This is a genomic window from Exiguobacterium sp. KRL4 (assembly GCF_001870785.1).
In the GTDB taxonomy this organism is placed as follows: domain Bacteria; phylum Bacillota; class Bacilli; order Exiguobacteriales; family Exiguobacteriaceae; genus Exiguobacterium_A.
Map to the genome: position 1 here is coordinate 79,028 of NZ_MOLV01000013.1, position 15,599 is coordinate 94,626.

The following is a 15,599-nucleotide window of genomic DNA, read 5'->3' on the forward strand; positions in this document are numbered from 1 at the left end:
TCATTCCCCTAAACCATAATTACCTGCTAGAACCATGAGGTGAGCATGTATAATGAATAAATCACAAAAAAAGGAGTATAGATGATATATGCTTAAATCATTACGATGGCCTTTATCCATTACGTTTTTTTATCTTTTCCTCTATTATATATGGATTTTAGCTTGGAATGATAACACCTATATTCAAGCATTCGGTGGAAATCTTTTTTCCATTTTCGGAATCTTCATCGCCTTCGTTTGGCTCTCGTCCACGGTCAAAAAATCGAAAGATACAGATAAAACATTTTGGATGCTACTGACAATCGCAACATGCTGTTACCTGATTGCAGAGATTATCTGGTTCATTACAGAGAGTATCTTTTTAAGGGCAGTACCTTCTCCCGGTCTGACCGATGTTTTTTATCTGTTACAGGTTGTTTTTATTTTAAGTGCCCTGCTGTACAAAGTCTTTCATCAAACAAAAAAACAAGAGCGCGTACCCTTCCTATTTGATGTTTTAATTGTTTTAGTAGTCGCCTCGACATTTTCTTGGCACTTTTTAATTGCGCCCATTTTGGATTCACACGATATCAGCATGAATGAGCTGGTCGTTTCGTTGGCGTATCCGATTGGCGATTTAGGAATGCTTTTAGCAACCGCTTTTCTTTTTTTCAGTGCGACAAAACAACACCAAAATCTTTCGACACTACTTGTATTTGCAGCTTTATTAGTCCAGGCAATCGCCGACTCCGTTTACCTCTATCTGTTGTCGATTGGTGCCTATTTTTCCGGAAGTTTCATTGATCCGTTATTCATTGTCGTCATGATGATACTCGGATTGTCGGGATTACTTCATTCCTCTTCCAAAACGCCAGTAGAGTCCGAAGTGCTAATTGCCCAAATGAATATTTTTCAGCTGTTGACCCCGTATGGAGGTGTCCTGATTCTATTTCTTTTCATGGGCTTACACTCGACCGGAATGGATTCAGTCACCATCGGATCGGGTCTATCAATTGTCTTAGTGATTGTCAGACAAGTACTCATGATTTTGGAAAATCAGCGTCTGGTCAAACAATACTACCGCAAGACGCAGGAGTTAGAAATGAGTGAAGAACGCTATAAATCGTTATTTGAATATCACCCGGATCCTGTGTATTCCACTGATCTTACTGGTCGGTTCGAAAGTGCCAATAAAGCTTGTAGCACCCTGCTTGGTGTAACAAATGAAAAAATACTCGGTAAAAACAGTTTATTATACGTCGATCCCCTTGATCGTGACCGTGTCACTTTTGAGCTCAAACAAGTATTTATAGGCCATCCCCGGAGTTATGAAACAATCGTTAACGGTCATAATGGAAATAAAGCATACATGCATATCACAAACATTCCGATCATCGTTCGTGACAAACTGGTCGGCATCTTTGGCATCGGGAAAGACATTACAACCAACAAGGAAAACGAGCAGAAAGTTAACTATTTGGCCTACCATGATGCCCTAACCGGACTTAACAACCGGATTGCTTTTGAGGAAAAAATACATGAATTGATTAATACTCAAACCAATATCAACGCGAATCAAAACATTTCATTATTTTTCATGGATTTAAATCAATTTAAACATGTGAACGATTCTTTAGGGCATGACGTAGGTGATCAACTTCTTACAGCTGTTGCTCAGCGTCTGCTTAATATGTCCGAATCTTTTACGATGATCGCAAGACAAGGTGGAGATGAATTTACTTTAATTGCGGAAAATATCGAATCTGATTCAAATTTGCAGGAGTTGGCAAGCATGTTAGTAACTTGTCTTCAAGATCCTTACAACATTCAAGGGCATACCATTCATTGTCCTCCAAGTCTTGGTGTATCGTCCTTTCCAATGGATTCAAATTCATTTCGAAAATTGATGAAACATGCAGATATTGCGATGTATGCTTCTAAGAAAAAAAGCCTAAAGGGAGCTTACACTTTGTATTCCTCACTCCATGAGTTAGAAAAGTAAGTAATCCTCTTGAACTACCTCCACCTACGCTTCACTTAGAGGTGGAGGATTCCTGAGTTATCCGACCTGACGGTCGAAACCTGATCAGGCTAACCCCGTCGTTCCGACGGTTGAAGAAGCTAAAATGCGTTCTGCTTCTTGTTTGAGATTCAGTCCTGCGTTCACATCACGGTCGTGATGGATGCCGCAACTGGAGCACAGTTGACTGGAAGCAAAGGTCTTGCCGACCTTGACGACAGTCTTCCCGTACCATTCTGCCTTGTACTCCAGCATGCGGAAGAACTCCGACCAGCTGACGTCCGAGATGGCCTTGCTCAACTTGCGATTCTTCTGCATGTTCTTCACCTGCAAGGTCTCGATGCCGATGACGTCGTGGTTTTTGACGATCTCGGTCGATACCTTGTGCAGGAAGTCGGTGCGCTTGTTGGCGATCTTCTCGTGGATACGGGCAACCTTCCGCTTCTGCTTCTGATAGTTCCTCGCCTCGGAAAGCTTGACTTTCTTGTTCAGAGCGATGAGCTGACGGCGAGAGAGCTTGCGCTGTTCGCGCACCAGTTTCTTCTCAAGCAAACGGAAGTAACGGTCGTTCTTGTACACCTTGCCGTCCGACAGGATGGCGAAGTTCTTGAGTCCTACGTCGACGCCGACGGATGAACCGGTCTTCGGCAGTTCGTTGATCTCCTGCTCGACGAGCAGGGAAACGAAGTATTTTCCTGAAGCGTTACGTCGGATCGTGGCGTTCAAGATACGGCCTGTGACCTGTTTCGAGTGGGCGAAACGAACCCATTTCAGCTTCGGAAGTTTGAGCTTGTTGCATCCAATCGAGACTTCAGGAAGCTGATTTTTACCTTGGATGTTGGTCTTGTACGACTGGACGGGATGGCGCTTGGACTTGAAACGAGGGCGTTCGTTCTGCTTCTTGAAGAAGCGGTCAAACGCATCGGCAAGGTGTTTGACGCTGATCTGAACAGATGTACTATCCACTTCCTTCAACCAGTCGAACTCCTGCTTCAACAAAGGAATTTCTTTAGAACAAGAACCGAAAGACAGCCCTTTTCCAGTGGTCTTGTACATTTCATCCCACTTCGCCAGGAAGTGGTTGAAGACGAAACGCGAACATCCAATCGTCTTCGCGATCAGGATTTCCTGCTCTTTTGTGGGGTAGATTCTGAATTTTTAGGCCTTGTGCTTCAACACCATTTTTCACCTCCTTCAAAGGGAATATACCCGAAAAGCAGGCTGGCGATTCATCTCCCACTTTCACTTCGTTTAAAAGTGGGAGATGAATCGCCTAATTTTGATAAAATCATTTTTCATGACTCTAATTAAAAGAACTTATTTAATAACAGAGGAATGATTTCTCCACATGTTGACTGGATTACTGACAATTCGTTTACTCCATCTTTCAAAAGATGTCGCTTCTCGTTCGTCCGGAGAAAAAAATCACATTCATGTCCTCAATGATATTATGTAGATTTTCATAATCGTATCGTTCTTCAAAGGACTTGATCTATACTTGAAAATAGATCGGCAAACGTTAATTACTTCGTTATCAAAGTCGACTCCACAGCTGAGTGAGTTGTTGCTGTACGGTCCAAAACATCCACCAACACGCTCCAGCGCACACCATGCTAAGTAAAAGTGATCCGCCTCGACTCAAAAGTAGATACAATACCAACAACAGAAGAAATGTCGCCGGTAAGCCGTACAGGACACTTTTGACAAACGCCGTCACTTCCATTTTTGATTGGCCTTGCCGGACGAGCCAGATGAGACTGATCAGACTGACGAGCGGCAGGGCCGCAATCACCCCGCCGTACGTCGGGGAACGTCGGGCCAATTCCGTGACAAAACCAATGACGACGGCACTGGTCAGAATCTTAATCAGAAAAGCAGTCATCGGTCGCCTCCCGAAACAGCTGAAATGCCGCTTGAATCATGTGTTGTTCTGCAGGAGATAATTGGGTTAAAACATGCTCGACACGCTTTGCGTCGAGTTCGGTATGCGTTTTGACGGCTGTCCGTCCTTCGCGCGTCAAACTGACTTGAACGACACGCTGATCGACAGATGACCGTTGTTTGACGACATACCCAAGCCCTTCTAGTTTCTTTACATGCTCCGACGCGGTATTCGGAGACAAATTAAACCGGGCTGCAATCTCCTTCACTGTCATGGCGCCTGTCATTTGAATCGTTTGCAAAATCCGGACACTTTGATGCGACAGATTTTCCGTCCATGTTGGGTGCAGATGATAGTACAAGCGGGCAATGTCTTCATGAATCGCTGACATCTGGTTCACTCCCTTTTATATCGATACAACCGATTATATCGTAAATTACGACATAAATAAACAGTCAGGAAAGCGAGGACAGACCATGAAAAAACGAATCACACTGTTCGTCATGAGCAGTCTATTCTTTACAGCAGGATGTACGACTGACACAACGACTTCGACGACAGATTCGATTGCGATCGAAGCCCGTCAAGATCCGGCAGCTGATTTAATCCGGGCAGACGACCGGGTGTATCGGCTCGACGGCAAAGACACGACGATCAAAAAAGAGGACGTGATTTCCTTTTCGACTGTCACGAAACAAATTACCGCCAAACAACCGTTGACGGACCAATCGGCGACAGACTGGCAATCCGGAACGAAGTTATACCGGAGTGAAGACGCGACCGGTGTGCTGTATGTTTTCAAAGGAACGACCGCTTACCGGTATACGGCCATTCCGGAAGGTTGATTGATGTGCGGTCCTTTTGGTCAAGCCGACTGTCCCTTCGAACCTTACGATTTTGTTAGTTAAATCTCTTCGAGGTAGATGGTACACTAATCCCGTTACGTTCCAACGATCCACTAAGGGAGACTTCTTGATGAAAGAAACCACGCACACACCCACTTCCACCTTGACGACGGACGAAAAAATCATCCGCTTGATTCAAGGTCTTCACCAGTTACATACAACACCGATGAAAGCAGCACATTACCAAAAATTAGCCATGCACCTGCCCTATCCCTCTTTACAGGAAATTGAACAACGGTTTGGCTCTTGGACCAAACTATTGGAACAAGCGGGCATCGTCAGACCGTTCGAATTGTCAATCGAGGACCATTTGACGCTGAACCGGGCAAAACCCGATACGTCCAGTCAAAAACGCTGGAGTGTTGACGAAAGCATCGCTTTTTATATCAAGACGCGTGGCTCGCGCGTGACCATCCGCTCCTACTCGGAGTTACGGGAAACACATACGCAGATGGTGAGCGCGAACACCATCATCCGGCATTACGGGACATGGAAACAGGCATTGGCACATTTCCGGTTGTCGTCAAACGGTTTTTATTCCGACGCAGATTGCCTGAACGCGTTGCGTCAAGCATACGAAGAGATCGGTCCTGACTTAACGAGCCAAGAGTATGTCCGGTTTGCCCGTAAGCACCAAGCCCCTTCCTTGACCTTGTTGATCGAACGGTTCGCGAGTTGGCGGGAAGCATTACGGATTCTCGAAGAGACACTTGACTAAAAAACAGTTGATCCTCCGATTCACGCGAGGATCAACTGTTTTTTCATTTTTTAAGTTCATCAGGATTTGATTTGAAAATCTCATGATTCTGTCCTTCTTTGCAATCGGTCAGGGTGAAGGTATTCCCTCCATCTGTTGTTTGTTGCTCAAGGTTTTGACAGATTTCCTTGTCTCGGTCGTCTGTCTGCGCACCATATTCATCACGCGACGAATCGAGCGAATAAATAAACCGTTCCCCGTCATACGTCACATCTTCAAGAATGGCATCGCCTTCCGTCGTATACCCCGTGATACGGATCGTATCCTGTTTCTGTTGCCCGACTCGCGTTAAAAAGGTCTCGAACCGGTCGAGATTATGCCGTTCCGGTGTCGTGACGATGTCACCGTTTTTGACGGCTTCCTCTGACGGGTAATCGTTACTTGCACAACCGGCCAGCATCAGAATTCCAACTCCAAGCAACAGATGGATTCGTTTTCTCATCCCTATTCCCCTTTCAGAGTGTCGTCGCGACGGTCTGTAAATCGTCTGCCGTCTCTGCAATCGATTCCGCGATATGCCGCATTCCTTCAATCGTTCCGGCGACCTGTTCCGTATCCTGCGACAGCGTAATGATTTGTTTCGAGACATCAACCGTTTGACGGGAAATCGTCGTAAAAGCGGTAACGACACGGGTCAGTTCTTCCGTCGTTTGCACGACCGACTGTTCGGTCCCGCTCATCCGCTCCGAAACTTGTCCCATTTTCGAAGTGATTTCCTGAGCGATGCTTGATGCTTCTGACGCGGACCGTTTACTTTCTTCCGCCAATTTTCGGATTTCCTGGGCGACGACGGTAAAGCCGCGTCCCATCTCACCGGCTCGTGCGGCCTCGATCGAAGCGTTGAGACTCAGCAGGTTCGTCTGATCGGAAATCGCCGTCACCATCCCGGCAATCCGTTCGATTTCGCGTGACAAAAAGGCGAGCTGTGTCATCTGTTCCGTCGTCAGCGTCATCTCTTCTACAACTTGTTCAAACCGCTTCGTTTCCGCCTCGACCAATTCGACACCGTCTGCCGCTTCTTTAGCGGCCTGGGTCAATTGTGTTGCAATCGCCCCGGTCGTCACGGACACCTGTTGGGCATGCCGCTCCATTTCCTGAAAACTGGCGGATGATTGTTGACTCATCGCGGCCAGTTCCTCTGTCGACTTTTGAACAGTCTGTCCGACACGCTGTTTCGCATCCGTGACCGTCTGCCGCTCGGCTTCGACCATCTCCTCATACATCGTCAGGACGATCTGTTGTTCGAGATTAAACAGTTTCCCGGCAGATCGGACAATCCGGACCTGTTCCGACTCGGGTAACGTACTCTCCTCGATTTGCCGGCTTAAGACGTTTAACACTTTTTGGAAAGCGGCGATGTACCACTTATTTTGCAGGCCGATCCGGACATGACGGTCGGCGATCCGTTTTCGGACGCTGATGTAGTCCGGTGTGACCTGTCCGTCAAACATCTGAAGGATATGCTTGGCAAGCGTTCCTTTTAACCGTTCGAGTGTCGAATGCCGTTCAATCAATTGTTTCAGCTCCGGCACCCGGACCAACTCCGCATAAAACGCATCGACCATCTGCGGCATCCACTCCGCTACATCGTGACGAATCAAACGGACGATCTGTAAATCCTCGACCGTCAAATCAATCAGCTGGAGTTGTTGCGCAAATGCTGCCCCCGCTTCTAAGCGAACATGTTCCTGTTCTTGTTGCATCCGTTCTGAAAACGTCATCTCTTGTTGTTTCGACCACCATTTCACACTATCGATCCCCTTTTTCAATCATCTCATCTTGTATAACGGCTTCATACTGCCAAAGATGAAGTATTTTCCTTTAAATTTCCAATATGGAAGACCTTTTTTCCAAAAGAGTGACAGATATGACCGAATATTCGAAAAAACAACCCGTCCGTGACGGATTGTCAGAAACTTTTAGGATACGGTTCGTTGAAGAAGCCATTGATCGAGACGGTGCAATTGTGACGTAAACCCTTCTTTCATGCCCATCTCAAGGACCTGCTTTACGGCTTCCTCGGTCTTAAAGTCCGACCGGAACACTACCCGGGTCCGGTCACCGACGGCTTCGAACGTCGTCACGTTTTCACTGCCCGGCAATTCTTCGGAAATGGTTCCGGAAGCATCCGAAAAATAGTCAGCATGAGCGTAACTTTGCGGAGCATCAATCTGTCGGAAGTTGGCTTTTCCCCAGGATTCCATCCCGAAAAACTCGCCCTGATTTGGATCCTCGCATCGCATGCAATAGTGCCAGATACCGCCTTCGACGAAATCAAAGGTCGTGATTTCCGTTTGCCAGCCTTCCGGTCCCCACCAGGCTTCGAGATGCTCTTTTTCCGTGAATGCGGCAAATACCATTTCGCGCGGGGCATCAAACGTCCATTCCATTTGTAAAACGGAACCTTCGACTTTCGTTTTTAGTTTTTCTTGCATCTTCATTCACTCCTTTGGATTGACTGCATTCTGCTTCTGCTCCAAATACGTTTCGAGTCGTGTCATCCGGCTGATCATCTGCTGTTCAAACGATTGGCTCCACGCAGTGAGGCCTTGAAACGGCTCCGTCCGCAAATGATAAATCCGGCGATTGGCGGCCGGTTCGATGCGGACGAGATCCGCTTCGAGTAAAACTTTCAGGTGTTTCGATGTTTGCGGTTGGTTAAGACGTAACTGCGCCGCAATTTCACCGACCGGCAACGGACCCGTTTTCAGCAGTTCGACGATTTTCAATCGATTGGTATCGGATAAAGCAAATAACGTACGTGCAAGCCCATCTGACATGATTTCCACCTCTTCTGTTTATATATACCCTTTAAGGAATATTCCAAACAAGGAATATATTAAATTGAGCGGAAAAGTTGTCAGATCAAACGAACGTACAGTATCGTCAAAGCACAAGAACGTAGGAAGTGAGTGAAGTCTGATGAAAACCGAATGGCTCGAGGCCTTTCATGTCACGGCGGAAACGTCCAGTCTGACGAAAGCAAGCGAACTGTTGCATATGACGCAACCGGCGCTCAGTAAACAAATCAAAAATCTCGAACAGGCGGTCGGCGCTCCCCTGTTCACGCGGACGACGAGCGGTGTCTCGTTGACGCCGGCAGGAGAAATCGTCTTTCAGGACGGGCAACGGATCATCGAACAACTTGACGACATGCAACGAAAAATTGATCAGTTACAGGGACAGACGTCGTTCACCCTCGGTTCGTGGCCGAGTGTCGCCATGTCTTATTTGCCGCAACACTTTGCCAAAAATCCAACAGTGGATGGATCGGAACTCAAAATCAAGACGGCCCACACGTATATCGAATTGATGGCCGGTCTTGAGCAGCACCAGTACGATGCAGTTTTGCTCGACGACCGGCAAATCGAGCATCCGTACCCGTCGACCCACCTGTATACGGAACCGTTTTTACTCTACTTCCATGAAGCCGACGAACGATTTGAAGGCTGTGTTGATGTCCGGTTTGATCAAATCGAAGCTTCGTCATTCCTGTCGCTGCCAATTGACTGTGACTCGACGAATATTCTGAAAGCGGCTTTCGAAGAACGCGGGGCGACCTATACTGTCGCTTCGGAAATGGAGTTCGGTTCAAGTGTCCTCGGTTTCATCCGGGCAAAACTCGGGATTGCGATTTTACCGGCGATTTTCCAGGATGGTCTGCCACCGGAAATCCGGACGTTGCCGATCACCGGCTTTGAAGTCACCCGTGAGTTATCTCTCATAACGAGGGACACCGAACATCATCAGACGTTACTCCGTCTGATTGGTCATCCGCGTAACCGTTGATCCAGTTTGATCCGAAGTGTGTCGATATCGGCACGGTCGAGTATCTGCTCGTCGATTTCACCGTATCGGACAACATGATAAAGCATCGGATCAATCGTCAACTTTATCCGATCAAGCCAGTCCTTGACTGTTTCTTCCGGCCGGCGTTTTGAGACGTCAGGCAATTGCCGGTCAAATGCTGCAATCAATTGACGGACTTCCGACGCGGAGTCCGTTTGTTGTGGTTGCGGACGCCAGTCGGAAATTGACGGCTTCGCTCGCAGAACTTGCGGATCGCCCTCATCTGTTGGATCAAGCGTCTGTTTACGCCCACGGTATCTGGATAGCCGGCGAAAAACAAAAATGGATAATCCGGCTGCGACCAGTGCTCCGACCGGTACCAGTATATCGGGCAAGAACAAGGAGGTCCCTTTGATCATCGGACCGCTCGGAAAATATTTAATTTTAATCGTCGGTGCCTTCAGTCCTTTACGCGGTTCGATCTGGTAGTTGAATTCATAATCCGCCGGTTTATAAATGTACGTCGTGTAGACATACCGTTCAAAAGCGACGAGAGATGCAGCCAGTACTAAAACGGAGATGATCATCAGTCCGAGCTTCCGTTGCATATTCCCCCTCTTTTTTTACCAAATAATAACATAATACATCTTCGTTCATCAGCATTTTTCTTTCTTTTCAGTCAATTTCAGCGTACAGTGAAAATACATTGTCAGAATAGGATGTGATCATATGTATTTACCTTCGTTTCGATTGGATCAAAAAACCGTTCTCGTGACCGGTGCCGGTCGTGGAATCGGCCGTGCCCTGGCGATCGGGATGGCGGAAGCCGGCGCTGATGTCTTACTTGTCGCCCGGACGGAATCCGATTTACAGGAAACCGCAAAACAGATTGAACAGCTTGGACGACGGGCGTTCGTCTTGACGTGTGACGTGACGGACCGGACGCAAGTCCAGGCGACGGTCGATCGTGCCTATACATACGTCGACCGGATTGACGTCCTTGTCAACAATGCTGGGATGAACATTCGCTCGAAAGCACTGGATGTCACCGAGGACGAGTGGGAAACGATTCAACAGACGAACTTAAAGTCGGCCTTCCTGTTCTCGCAGGAAATCGGTCGCCGGATGCAGGACACCGGCGGCAGCATCCTCAGCATCGCTTCGGTTGCAGGACACGTCGCCTTACGGACCGGTGTCGTCTATGCGACGACGAAAGCGGCCTTGATTCAGATGACAAAAGTGTTAGCGCTTGAATGGGGACCCAAAAATATCCGCGTCAATGCGATTGGTCCATGGTATTTCAAGACACCATTGACGGAGCCGTTACTTGCCGATCCCGCTTATCTGAAAGATATTGTCGACGTCACACCACTCGGTCGGGTCGGAGAACTGACGGAACTCGTCGGGCCAGCGGTTTTCCTTGCGTCAGATGCCGGAACATATGTCACCGGACAAACGTTATTCGTGGACGGCGGGATGACGATTAAAGGCTTTTAAGGCGAGACAAAAAGGACTTCCGATCTTGATCGAAAGTCCCTTTTTCTGTCGTGCCCTATTTTTAAAGTGAGGTGGGAAATGTGTATGTCTTCATTAAAAAGTAAAATTGCTGTTGTCACAGGTGCTTCACGGGGTGCCGGTCGCGGCATCGCTTTCGAACTCGGACTAGCCGGAGCAACTGTTTACGTCACCGGACGCAGTACGCAGGAAGGCTCTACCGACGGTCGTCCGGAAACGATTGAACAGACGGCATCCGGTGTCACGGATCGTGGTGGCCACGGAATTGCGGTCCGCTGCGACCATACGGATCCGGATGATGTTGCCCGATTGTTTCAACAGATTCACGATCAGCACGGTCGGATTGATCTGCTCGTCAATAGTGTGTTCGGTGGTTCGGAAGCCTCGCTACCTCCCGGACAGGGCAAACGGTTTTGGGAACGTCCGCCGGAACACTGGGACGCGATGATGGTCGCCGGACCAAAAGCCTATTTGCTGACGACGCGGGCGGCTGTTCCGTTGCTTGAACAGAGTCCGGCTGCATTGATCGTTAATTTGACATCGTTCAGTCCGAATCAAGCGGCCGGCAACTTGTATTACGATTTGGCGATGCAGTCAATCAACCGGATGACGTGTGTCATGGGACAGGAACTTCGAACGGCACGAATCGCAGCCGTCGCCCTGTGCCCCGGTTTCATGCGGACGGAACGGGTCGTCGACGCAGGATTCGGCAGTGATGCAACCGAGACCACCGCTTACGTCGGACGGGCTGTCGTCGCTCTGGCCCAGGATCCGGATATCTTGCAACGGACCGGTCAAGCCTTATTCGTCTCGGAACTCGCCCGTGACTACGGCTTTACGGATCAGGACGGTTCGCAGCCGGCTTCATTTGGATTATAAGTAAACTTTTTATCGATTTACACAAGAAGGTTCGGCTTGGTCTCGCGACAGCCGAACCTTCTTGTATTTCATTATGCCATTCTCCGGCCAATTACCCGGTACATCAGTTTGATTAGAATGAGCGTCGTAATAAGTGTGACAACGAGGACGGCAATCGGCAACAAGACCGGATAACCGAAGACATTGACTGTCACATACTCCCGGAACAATACATAGACACTCAATGACTGACCTTGTGTGAATTGAAGCAATGTTCTAACCGAAGTCGGAGTCATCGAATTAAATACCAAACTTTCTACTAGAAAAGGTCCTCCAATGATCAGACCGGATAGGAAAATAGCAACAACAGTCTGTTTGATCAACATTGACAAGAATAAAACGACGATGACGAGAGAAATCGCAATCAACCACTGATACAAAATCGCGATTCCATACAATTCGCTCATCGACAATGGATAAGGGGAATCGTTGTAAACGAATTGAATGGCGATATTCCAACCAGGATACCCGCGGAAGAAACAAAGAAGTTGTACTAAGTTGTAAATCAGAATGATGCCGGTTATCAACGCGACGGATACAATCAGCTTTGCCGTCAATAATTGCTTTCTCCCGTAAGATGACGAATAAAGATAAGATACGACTCCCGTCTGGTATTCATTTGAAATACTGACAGCTGTTCCGAGAATCAAAATAACTGCTAACAGGGCATATCCACCTGTTCCTAAAAACGTGATCAATTGTTCAAAGGTTTGGTAGTTTCCAACTGGACGATAATCGATCGATTCCATCAAATCTGCTTGTAAGCCGTATTGGTAGCTCTCGTATGAAGAAGTTGCGTTCGTTGCTTTTTTGCGTAAAGACGCAACACGTTGCGCTTGATTACGATCATTCTCTTCAGCGGATAAAACTGTAGCGTAAGTACCATTTTGCTTTAAATCTGCTAGTGTAATATCCGAACTCTTTTTAAAAGAAGCTATTCCCGATTCGGCGCGTTGAACCATTTCCGAGGTCAATTCTCCTTCAAACCCTTTGTTTATGCGTTCGGCATTGGATAATCCCATCCGTTGAAAAGAAATAACCAAGCCCACACAAAACACAAGGATGAGCATTACCCATAGAAAACGTTGTTGAAATACTTTATAAAATTCAAAGCGGACTAATTCTACCATTGTAGCCTCTGATTTTCTCATACAGCTTCCCTCCGTTGACTCGCTCGATATAAGACTTTCAACACAATCAACGTCAGGAGAAACTGGACGAGTAGGATGATTACCGGTAAGAACAAGGGAACTCCTATGTTAATCGTTTGATAAGTTTCAAAAACTTCTCTGGTTAAAAGGGAACGGCTTGGGAAAAACAAAATGATTTCCTTGAAGATTTCCGGGAAAAAAGTTTCCGGAATTACAAAATTATAGAGAAACGGAACGCCAACCAATAAACCTGACCAAATGATCGCCTGTATATGATTTTTTACGAAAAAAGAAATTGCTAGCACCCAGATACCAAGTGAAATTAATACAATTGTTTGAAAAATAAACGACACGAAAATAAACTGCCCAATCGTAAACGGGTATGGGGATTTAGACAAGCCGTCGATTACCTGTATTGGCGCAGACCAATCAATTATTCCGAAGCGATACCAAGAAAGACCGATAATCCCAAGATGTATCACTAAACTGACACCACTCAAAAATACAGACATAGAAAGTAGTTTAGCTGTCAGCAACCTTTTTCGACCATTAATTGAACTCAGCTGGTATTGATTAACGCCAGAAACATGTTCTTTCGAGTAAATAAAGGGAATCAAGATAAACATTGATAACAGCAAAACGGATACCCCAGCATTCGTCGTAAACAATGCGATGCTTTCAGCTGGGATATGGTATTTAATCATATCTAACTTGACATGCTGCAACAGCTTTATATGTAGTGTACGGTCTTTTTTCTCGAAATCAGTTATTACTGGTTCTCTCGATAGGACAGAAAGAGTCTGTGTTTTATAGAGTTGTGCTTCTTGAATATCTAATATACTGCCGATTGCTTTATTTTCATACAAAACATCCGGACCAAACTGGTTGTAAGTGTTATCATTGATTTTAGTGGCGTGGAGTTCAATTTTTTCAAACGCTTCGGCCGTCGCTGGACCTTCCCATGCAACGTACTTCGCCCTTACATTTGCTTCATCTTCCGAAAAGACAGAAGACATCAAATACAGCAATAGTGCTACGATGAATAGCAAAACAGTAATTGATTTACAGAGTTTGTACAATTCAAATCGAATCAACCGGCTCATGCACTTTTGCTCCGTTCGTCCAAGTGATACAAGTATAAATCTTCAAGTTGCGGCTCTTCTTGGACTGCCTCTGGATGCGGCAATTCTTTTGAAATAATCCGGACCCGATTTTTACCTTGTCTTGTTTGTTGAATTGACCCGATTTGATACGTGTCTTGTAAATCGAGCAATTCTTGATCAGTCACATCGACGGTCCAAATCTCAGTTGCGATTTCGTCTAACAACTCATACGGATTAGCTTGTTTGATAACATGTCCTTGCTTCATCAAAATGATTTCACGAGCAATAGATCCAACATCGGATACGATATGGGTTGACAACAGCACAATCCGCTTTCGGGCAATCGAAGCAATCAAGTTCCGGAAATGGATACGCTCCTTCGGATCAAGCCCAGCTGTTGGCTCATCGATGATGAGGAGTTCCGGATCATTCAGCAACAATTGGGCAATCCCAATTCTTCGCTTCATGCCGCCAGAAAAACTTTTCAGCTTTTTATTTGCATGTTCTGTCATGTTAACTGCTTCAAGAGCTGACATGACTTTTTTCTTTAGATCCTGTTTAGGTACACCTTTAACCGTTGCAAGATAACTTAAAAACTTAACGGCAGTAAAGTTTTCATAGATAGGTGTGTCTTGGGGAAGATATCCAATTTTTTCTCGGTAGGCATCGTCAAGCGGCGATACCTCTTGTCCATCGATTAAAATCTTTCCTGATGATGGTTTGAGCAAACCCGCTAGAATTTTCATCAACGTCGATTTACCTGCTCCATTTTCCCCGAATAAGGCATAAACGCCCGGTTCTAACGTGATATTTGCGTCAATCAATGCTTTTTTCCCATTTATGTATGTTTTTGAAGTATTTTGAATTTCAATCTTCATGCAATCTAACTCCTTGAAAAAAATTATAAGATTTTTGAAGCCATCGGCGTATTATGTATTATATAAATCTAATCAATCAATTAATCGGTTTTAATCGTACCATACAACATTAATTGAATCAGGATTTTTAGATACTTTACTAAAGTTTAAATATAACTCCTCTTTACCTGATTCAGAGTTGATTTCAGACCATGTAAGGCAGCTACTTCCTTTGCCAAGGGTTTTAGATGAATAAGTCTCATCTGGATTTGCAGGGTCTTGTTCTTTCAGTGTCACGCGATATTCATAATCAACATCTGAAAAACAAACTTTTACACCGCCACCATCCATTGATACTGCTGTCGTTGTAGTATCAGAATCTACAGTCCAACGTTGACTTGCTATATATTGCCATCCAGCTGAATCTGCAAAAGCAGTATTTCCCACGAGCAGTAAACTACATACCGTAAGTCCACTTACAAATTTCTTTAATTTATTCATTTTCATGATTGTACCTCCAGTTATAATATCCGATGGCTTTAAAAATACAACAATCTAATTAAATGTATTTTAAAAGGTAAAATTCGCTTCTGAAATGGATTTTATATACATTTACTAAGTTTTACAATAGTTTTTGCTGGTTTCAGTTCTTAATACTTATCTCATTTAAAAATTAGGGTAAAAATGCCTTTGTTTTTCGTTTGACGAATTGTAATATTAAGT

Annotated in this window: 18 protein-coding genes; 6 read left to right on the forward strand and 12 right to left on the reverse strand. The window is 45.8% G+C overall.

Translation table 11 applies throughout. The annotated features are described in order from the left end of the window. Positions 1-88: 88 nt before the first annotated feature. Positions 89-1,981, forward strand: a complete 1,893-nt coding sequence (locus BLD48_RS10090) for a DUF4084 domain-containing protein (protein WP_071500109.1) — start codon at positions 89-91, stop codon at positions 1,979-1,981. 84 nt (positions 1,982-2,065) lie between these two features. Here the strand turns inward: BLD48_RS10090 and tnpB are convergent, their stop codons facing one another. The 3 genes from tnpB to BLD48_RS10105 all read right to left on the reverse strand — a co-directional run bounded on the left by tnpB (position 2,066) and on the right by BLD48_RS10105 (position 4,272). Continuing rightward, positions 2,066-3,148 carry an IS200/IS605 family element RNA-guided endonuclease TnpB gene (tnpB, locus tag BLD48_RS10095; protein ID WP_236629993.1) on the reverse strand — a complete coding sequence of 361 codons (1,083 nt, stop codon included), beginning with the start codon at positions 3,146-3,148 and terminating at the stop codon, positions 2,066-2,068. Between the two features lie 385 nt (positions 3,149-3,533). Beyond that, entirely contained in the window at positions 3,534-3,881 is a 348-nt protein-coding gene (locus BLD48_RS10100) for a DUF3147 family protein (RefSeq protein ID WP_071500110.1), read from the reverse strand. Beyond that, complete coding sequence (locus BLD48_RS10105; RefSeq protein ID WP_071500111.1) at positions 3,862-4,272, reverse strand: MarR family winged helix-turn-helix transcriptional regulator; 411 nt, start codon at positions 4,270-4,272, stop codon at positions 3,862-3,864. Before BLD48_RS10105 ends, BLD48_RS10100 begins: the two co-directional genes overlap by 20 nt. An 85-nt stretch (positions 4,273-4,357) precedes the next feature. On the opposite strand from BLD48_RS10105, the gene BLD48_RS10110 reads away from it, so the two are divergent. Together BLD48_RS10110 and BLD48_RS10115 are read left to right on the forward strand one after the other, a co-directional pair. Continuing rightward, the gene (locus tag BLD48_RS10110) at positions 4,358-4,726 is read left to right on the forward strand and encodes a hypothetical protein (RefSeq protein ID WP_071500112.1); all 369 of its coding nucleotides are present in this window, start codon (positions 4,358-4,360) and stop codon (positions 4,724-4,726) included. Between the two features lie 130 nt (positions 4,727-4,856). Then, complete coding sequence (locus tag BLD48_RS10115) at positions 4,857-5,504, forward strand: homing endonuclease associated repeat-containing protein (RefSeq protein ID WP_071500113.1); 648 nt, start codon at positions 4,857-4,859, stop codon at positions 5,502-5,504. Positions 5,505-5,547: 43 nt separating this feature from the next. Here BLD48_RS10115 and BLD48_RS10120 read toward each other — a convergent pair whose 3' ends face one another. From BLD48_RS10120 to BLD48_RS10135, 4 genes are all read right to left on the reverse strand, one after another. Continuing rightward, positions 5,548-5,985, reverse strand: coding sequence for a DUF4362 domain-containing protein (locus tag BLD48_RS10120; RefSeq protein WP_071500114.1), 438 nt, complete (start codon positions 5,983-5,985; stop codon positions 5,548-5,550). Positions 5,986-5,998: 13 nt separating this feature from the next. Then, complete coding sequence (locus tag BLD48_RS10125; RefSeq protein ID WP_071500115.1) at positions 5,999-7,291, reverse strand: globin-coupled sensor protein; 1,293 nt, start codon at positions 7,289-7,291, stop codon at positions 5,999-6,001. 171 nt (positions 7,292-7,462) lie between these two features. Then, positions 7,463-7,978, reverse strand: coding sequence for an SRPBCC family protein (locus BLD48_RS10130; RefSeq protein WP_071500116.1), 516 nt, complete (start codon positions 7,976-7,978; stop codon positions 7,463-7,465). A gap of 6 nt (positions 7,979-7,984) precedes the next feature. Continuing rightward, a complete protein-coding gene (locus tag BLD48_RS10135; RefSeq protein ID WP_071500117.1) occupies positions 7,985-8,323 on the reverse strand; it encodes an ArsR/SmtB family transcription factor in 339 nt (112 codons plus the stop codon). Between the two features lie 142 nt (positions 8,324-8,465). Between BLD48_RS10135 and BLD48_RS10140 the strand changes: the two genes are divergently transcribed. After that, positions 8,466-9,332, forward strand: coding sequence for a LysR family transcriptional regulator (locus BLD48_RS10140; protein ID WP_071500118.1), 867 nt, complete (start codon positions 8,466-8,468; stop codon positions 9,330-9,332). Here the strand turns inward: BLD48_RS10140 and BLD48_RS10145 are convergent. Then, on the reverse strand, positions 9,314-9,940 hold the full coding sequence (locus tag BLD48_RS10145) for a hypothetical protein (RefSeq protein WP_071500119.1): 627 nt from the start codon (positions 9,938-9,940) through the stop codon (positions 9,314-9,316). The genes BLD48_RS10140 and BLD48_RS10145 overlap by 19 nt on opposite strands. 121 nt (positions 9,941-10,061) lie before the next feature. Here BLD48_RS10145 and BLD48_RS10150 point away from each other — a divergent pair, with 121 nt between their 5' ends. Together BLD48_RS10150 and BLD48_RS10155 are read left to right on the forward strand one after the other, a co-directional pair. Then, positions 10,062-10,829 carry an SDR family NAD(P)-dependent oxidoreductase gene (locus BLD48_RS10150; RefSeq protein WP_071500120.1) on the forward strand — a complete coding sequence of 256 codons (768 nt, stop codon included), beginning with the start codon at positions 10,062-10,064 and terminating at the stop codon, positions 10,827-10,829. A gap of 84 nt (positions 10,830-10,913) precedes the next feature. After that, positions 10,914-11,726: an SDR family NAD(P)-dependent oxidoreductase gene (locus BLD48_RS10155; RefSeq protein WP_071500121.1), complete on the forward strand. Its 813-nt coding sequence runs from the start codon at positions 10,914-10,916 to the stop codon at positions 11,724-11,726. A 71-nt stretch (positions 11,727-11,797) separates the two neighbouring features. Here BLD48_RS10155 and BLD48_RS10160 read toward each other — a convergent pair whose 3' ends face one another. The 4 genes from BLD48_RS10160 to BLD48_RS10175 form a co-directional block, all read right to left on the reverse strand. After that, the gene (locus BLD48_RS10160) at positions 11,798-12,916 is read right to left on the reverse strand and encodes an ABC transporter permease (RefSeq protein ID WP_071500122.1); all 1,119 of its coding nucleotides are present in this window, start codon (positions 12,914-12,916) and stop codon (positions 11,798-11,800) included. Continuing rightward, positions 12,913-14,019: a hypothetical protein gene (locus BLD48_RS10165; RefSeq protein WP_071500123.1), complete on the reverse strand. Its 1,107-nt coding sequence runs from the start codon at positions 14,017-14,019 to the stop codon at positions 12,913-12,915. Before BLD48_RS10165 ends, BLD48_RS10160 begins: the two co-directional genes overlap by 4 nt. Next, positions 14,016-14,897 (reverse strand): ABC transporter ATP-binding protein, encoded by an 882-nt coding sequence (locus tag BLD48_RS10170; protein WP_071500124.1) that lies wholly within the window; start codon positions 14,895-14,897, stop codon positions 14,016-14,018. The genes BLD48_RS10165 and BLD48_RS10170 overlap by 4 nt, the downstream gene beginning before the upstream one ends. 90 nt (positions 14,898-14,987) lie before the next feature. After that, a complete protein-coding gene (locus BLD48_RS10175) occupies positions 14,988-15,383 on the reverse strand; it encodes a hypothetical protein (RefSeq protein ID WP_071500125.1) in 396 nt (131 codons plus the stop codon). Positions 15,384-15,599: the final 216 nt, after the last annotated feature.

What these genes read in the sequence shown, in the direction of transcription:
- BLD48_RS10115 (WP_071500113.1), top strand. Translation starts at nt 4,857, where the DNA reads ATGAAAGAAACCACGCACACACCCACTTCCACCTTGACGACGGACGAA.
- BLD48_RS10165 (WP_071500123.1), bottom strand. Translation starts at nt 14,019, where the DNA reads ATGAGCCGGTTGATTCGATTTGAATTGTACAAACTCTGTAAATCAATT.
- BLD48_RS10170 (WP_071500124.1), bottom strand. Translation starts at nt 14,897, where the DNA reads ATGAAGATTGAAATTCAAAATACTTCAAAAACATACATAAATGGGAAA.
- BLD48_RS10105 (WP_071500111.1), bottom strand. Translation starts at nt 4,272, where the DNA reads ATGTCAGCGATTCATGAAGACATTGCCCGCTTGTACTATCATCTGCAC.
- BLD48_RS10175 (WP_071500125.1), bottom strand. Translation starts at nt 15,383, where the DNA reads ATGAAAATGAATAAATTAAAGAAATTTGTAAGTGGACTTACGGTATGT.
- BLD48_RS10145 (WP_071500119.1), bottom strand. Translation starts at nt 9,940, where the DNA reads ATGCAACGGAAGCTCGGACTGATGATCATCTCCGTTTTAGTACTGGCT.
- BLD48_RS10110 (WP_071500112.1), top strand. Translation starts at nt 4,358, where the DNA reads ATGAAAAAACGAATCACACTGTTCGTCATGAGCAGTCTATTCTTTACA.
- BLD48_RS10090 (WP_071500109.1), top strand. Translation starts at nt 89, where the DNA reads ATGCTTAAATCATTACGATGGCCTTTATCCATTACGTTTTTTTATCTT.
- BLD48_RS10120 (WP_071500114.1), bottom strand. Translation starts at nt 5,985, where the DNA reads ATGAGAAAACGAATCCATCTGTTGCTTGGAGTTGGAATTCTGATGCTG.
- BLD48_RS10160 (WP_071500122.1), bottom strand. Translation starts at nt 12,916, where the DNA reads ATGAGAAAATCAGAGGCTACAATGGTAGAATTAGTCCGCTTTGAATTT.
- BLD48_RS10150 (WP_071500120.1), top strand. Translation starts at nt 10,062, where the DNA reads ATGTATTTACCTTCGTTTCGATTGGATCAAAAAACCGTTCTCGTGACC.
- BLD48_RS10155 (WP_071500121.1), top strand. Translation starts at nt 10,914, where the DNA reads ATGTCTTCATTAAAAAGTAAAATTGCTGTTGTCACAGGTGCTTCACGG.
- BLD48_RS10140 (WP_071500118.1), top strand. Translation starts at nt 8,466, where the DNA reads ATGAAAACCGAATGGCTCGAGGCCTTTCATGTCACGGCGGAAACGTCC.
- BLD48_RS10135 (WP_071500117.1), bottom strand. Translation starts at nt 8,323, where the DNA reads ATGTCAGATGGGCTTGCACGTACGTTATTTGCTTTATCCGATACCAAT.
- BLD48_RS10130 (WP_071500116.1), bottom strand. Translation starts at nt 7,978, where the DNA reads ATGCAAGAAAAACTAAAAACGAAAGTCGAAGGTTCCGTTTTACAAATG.
- BLD48_RS10100 (WP_071500110.1), bottom strand. Translation starts at nt 3,881, where the DNA reads ATGACTGCTTTTCTGATTAAGATTCTGACCAGTGCCGTCGTCATTGGT.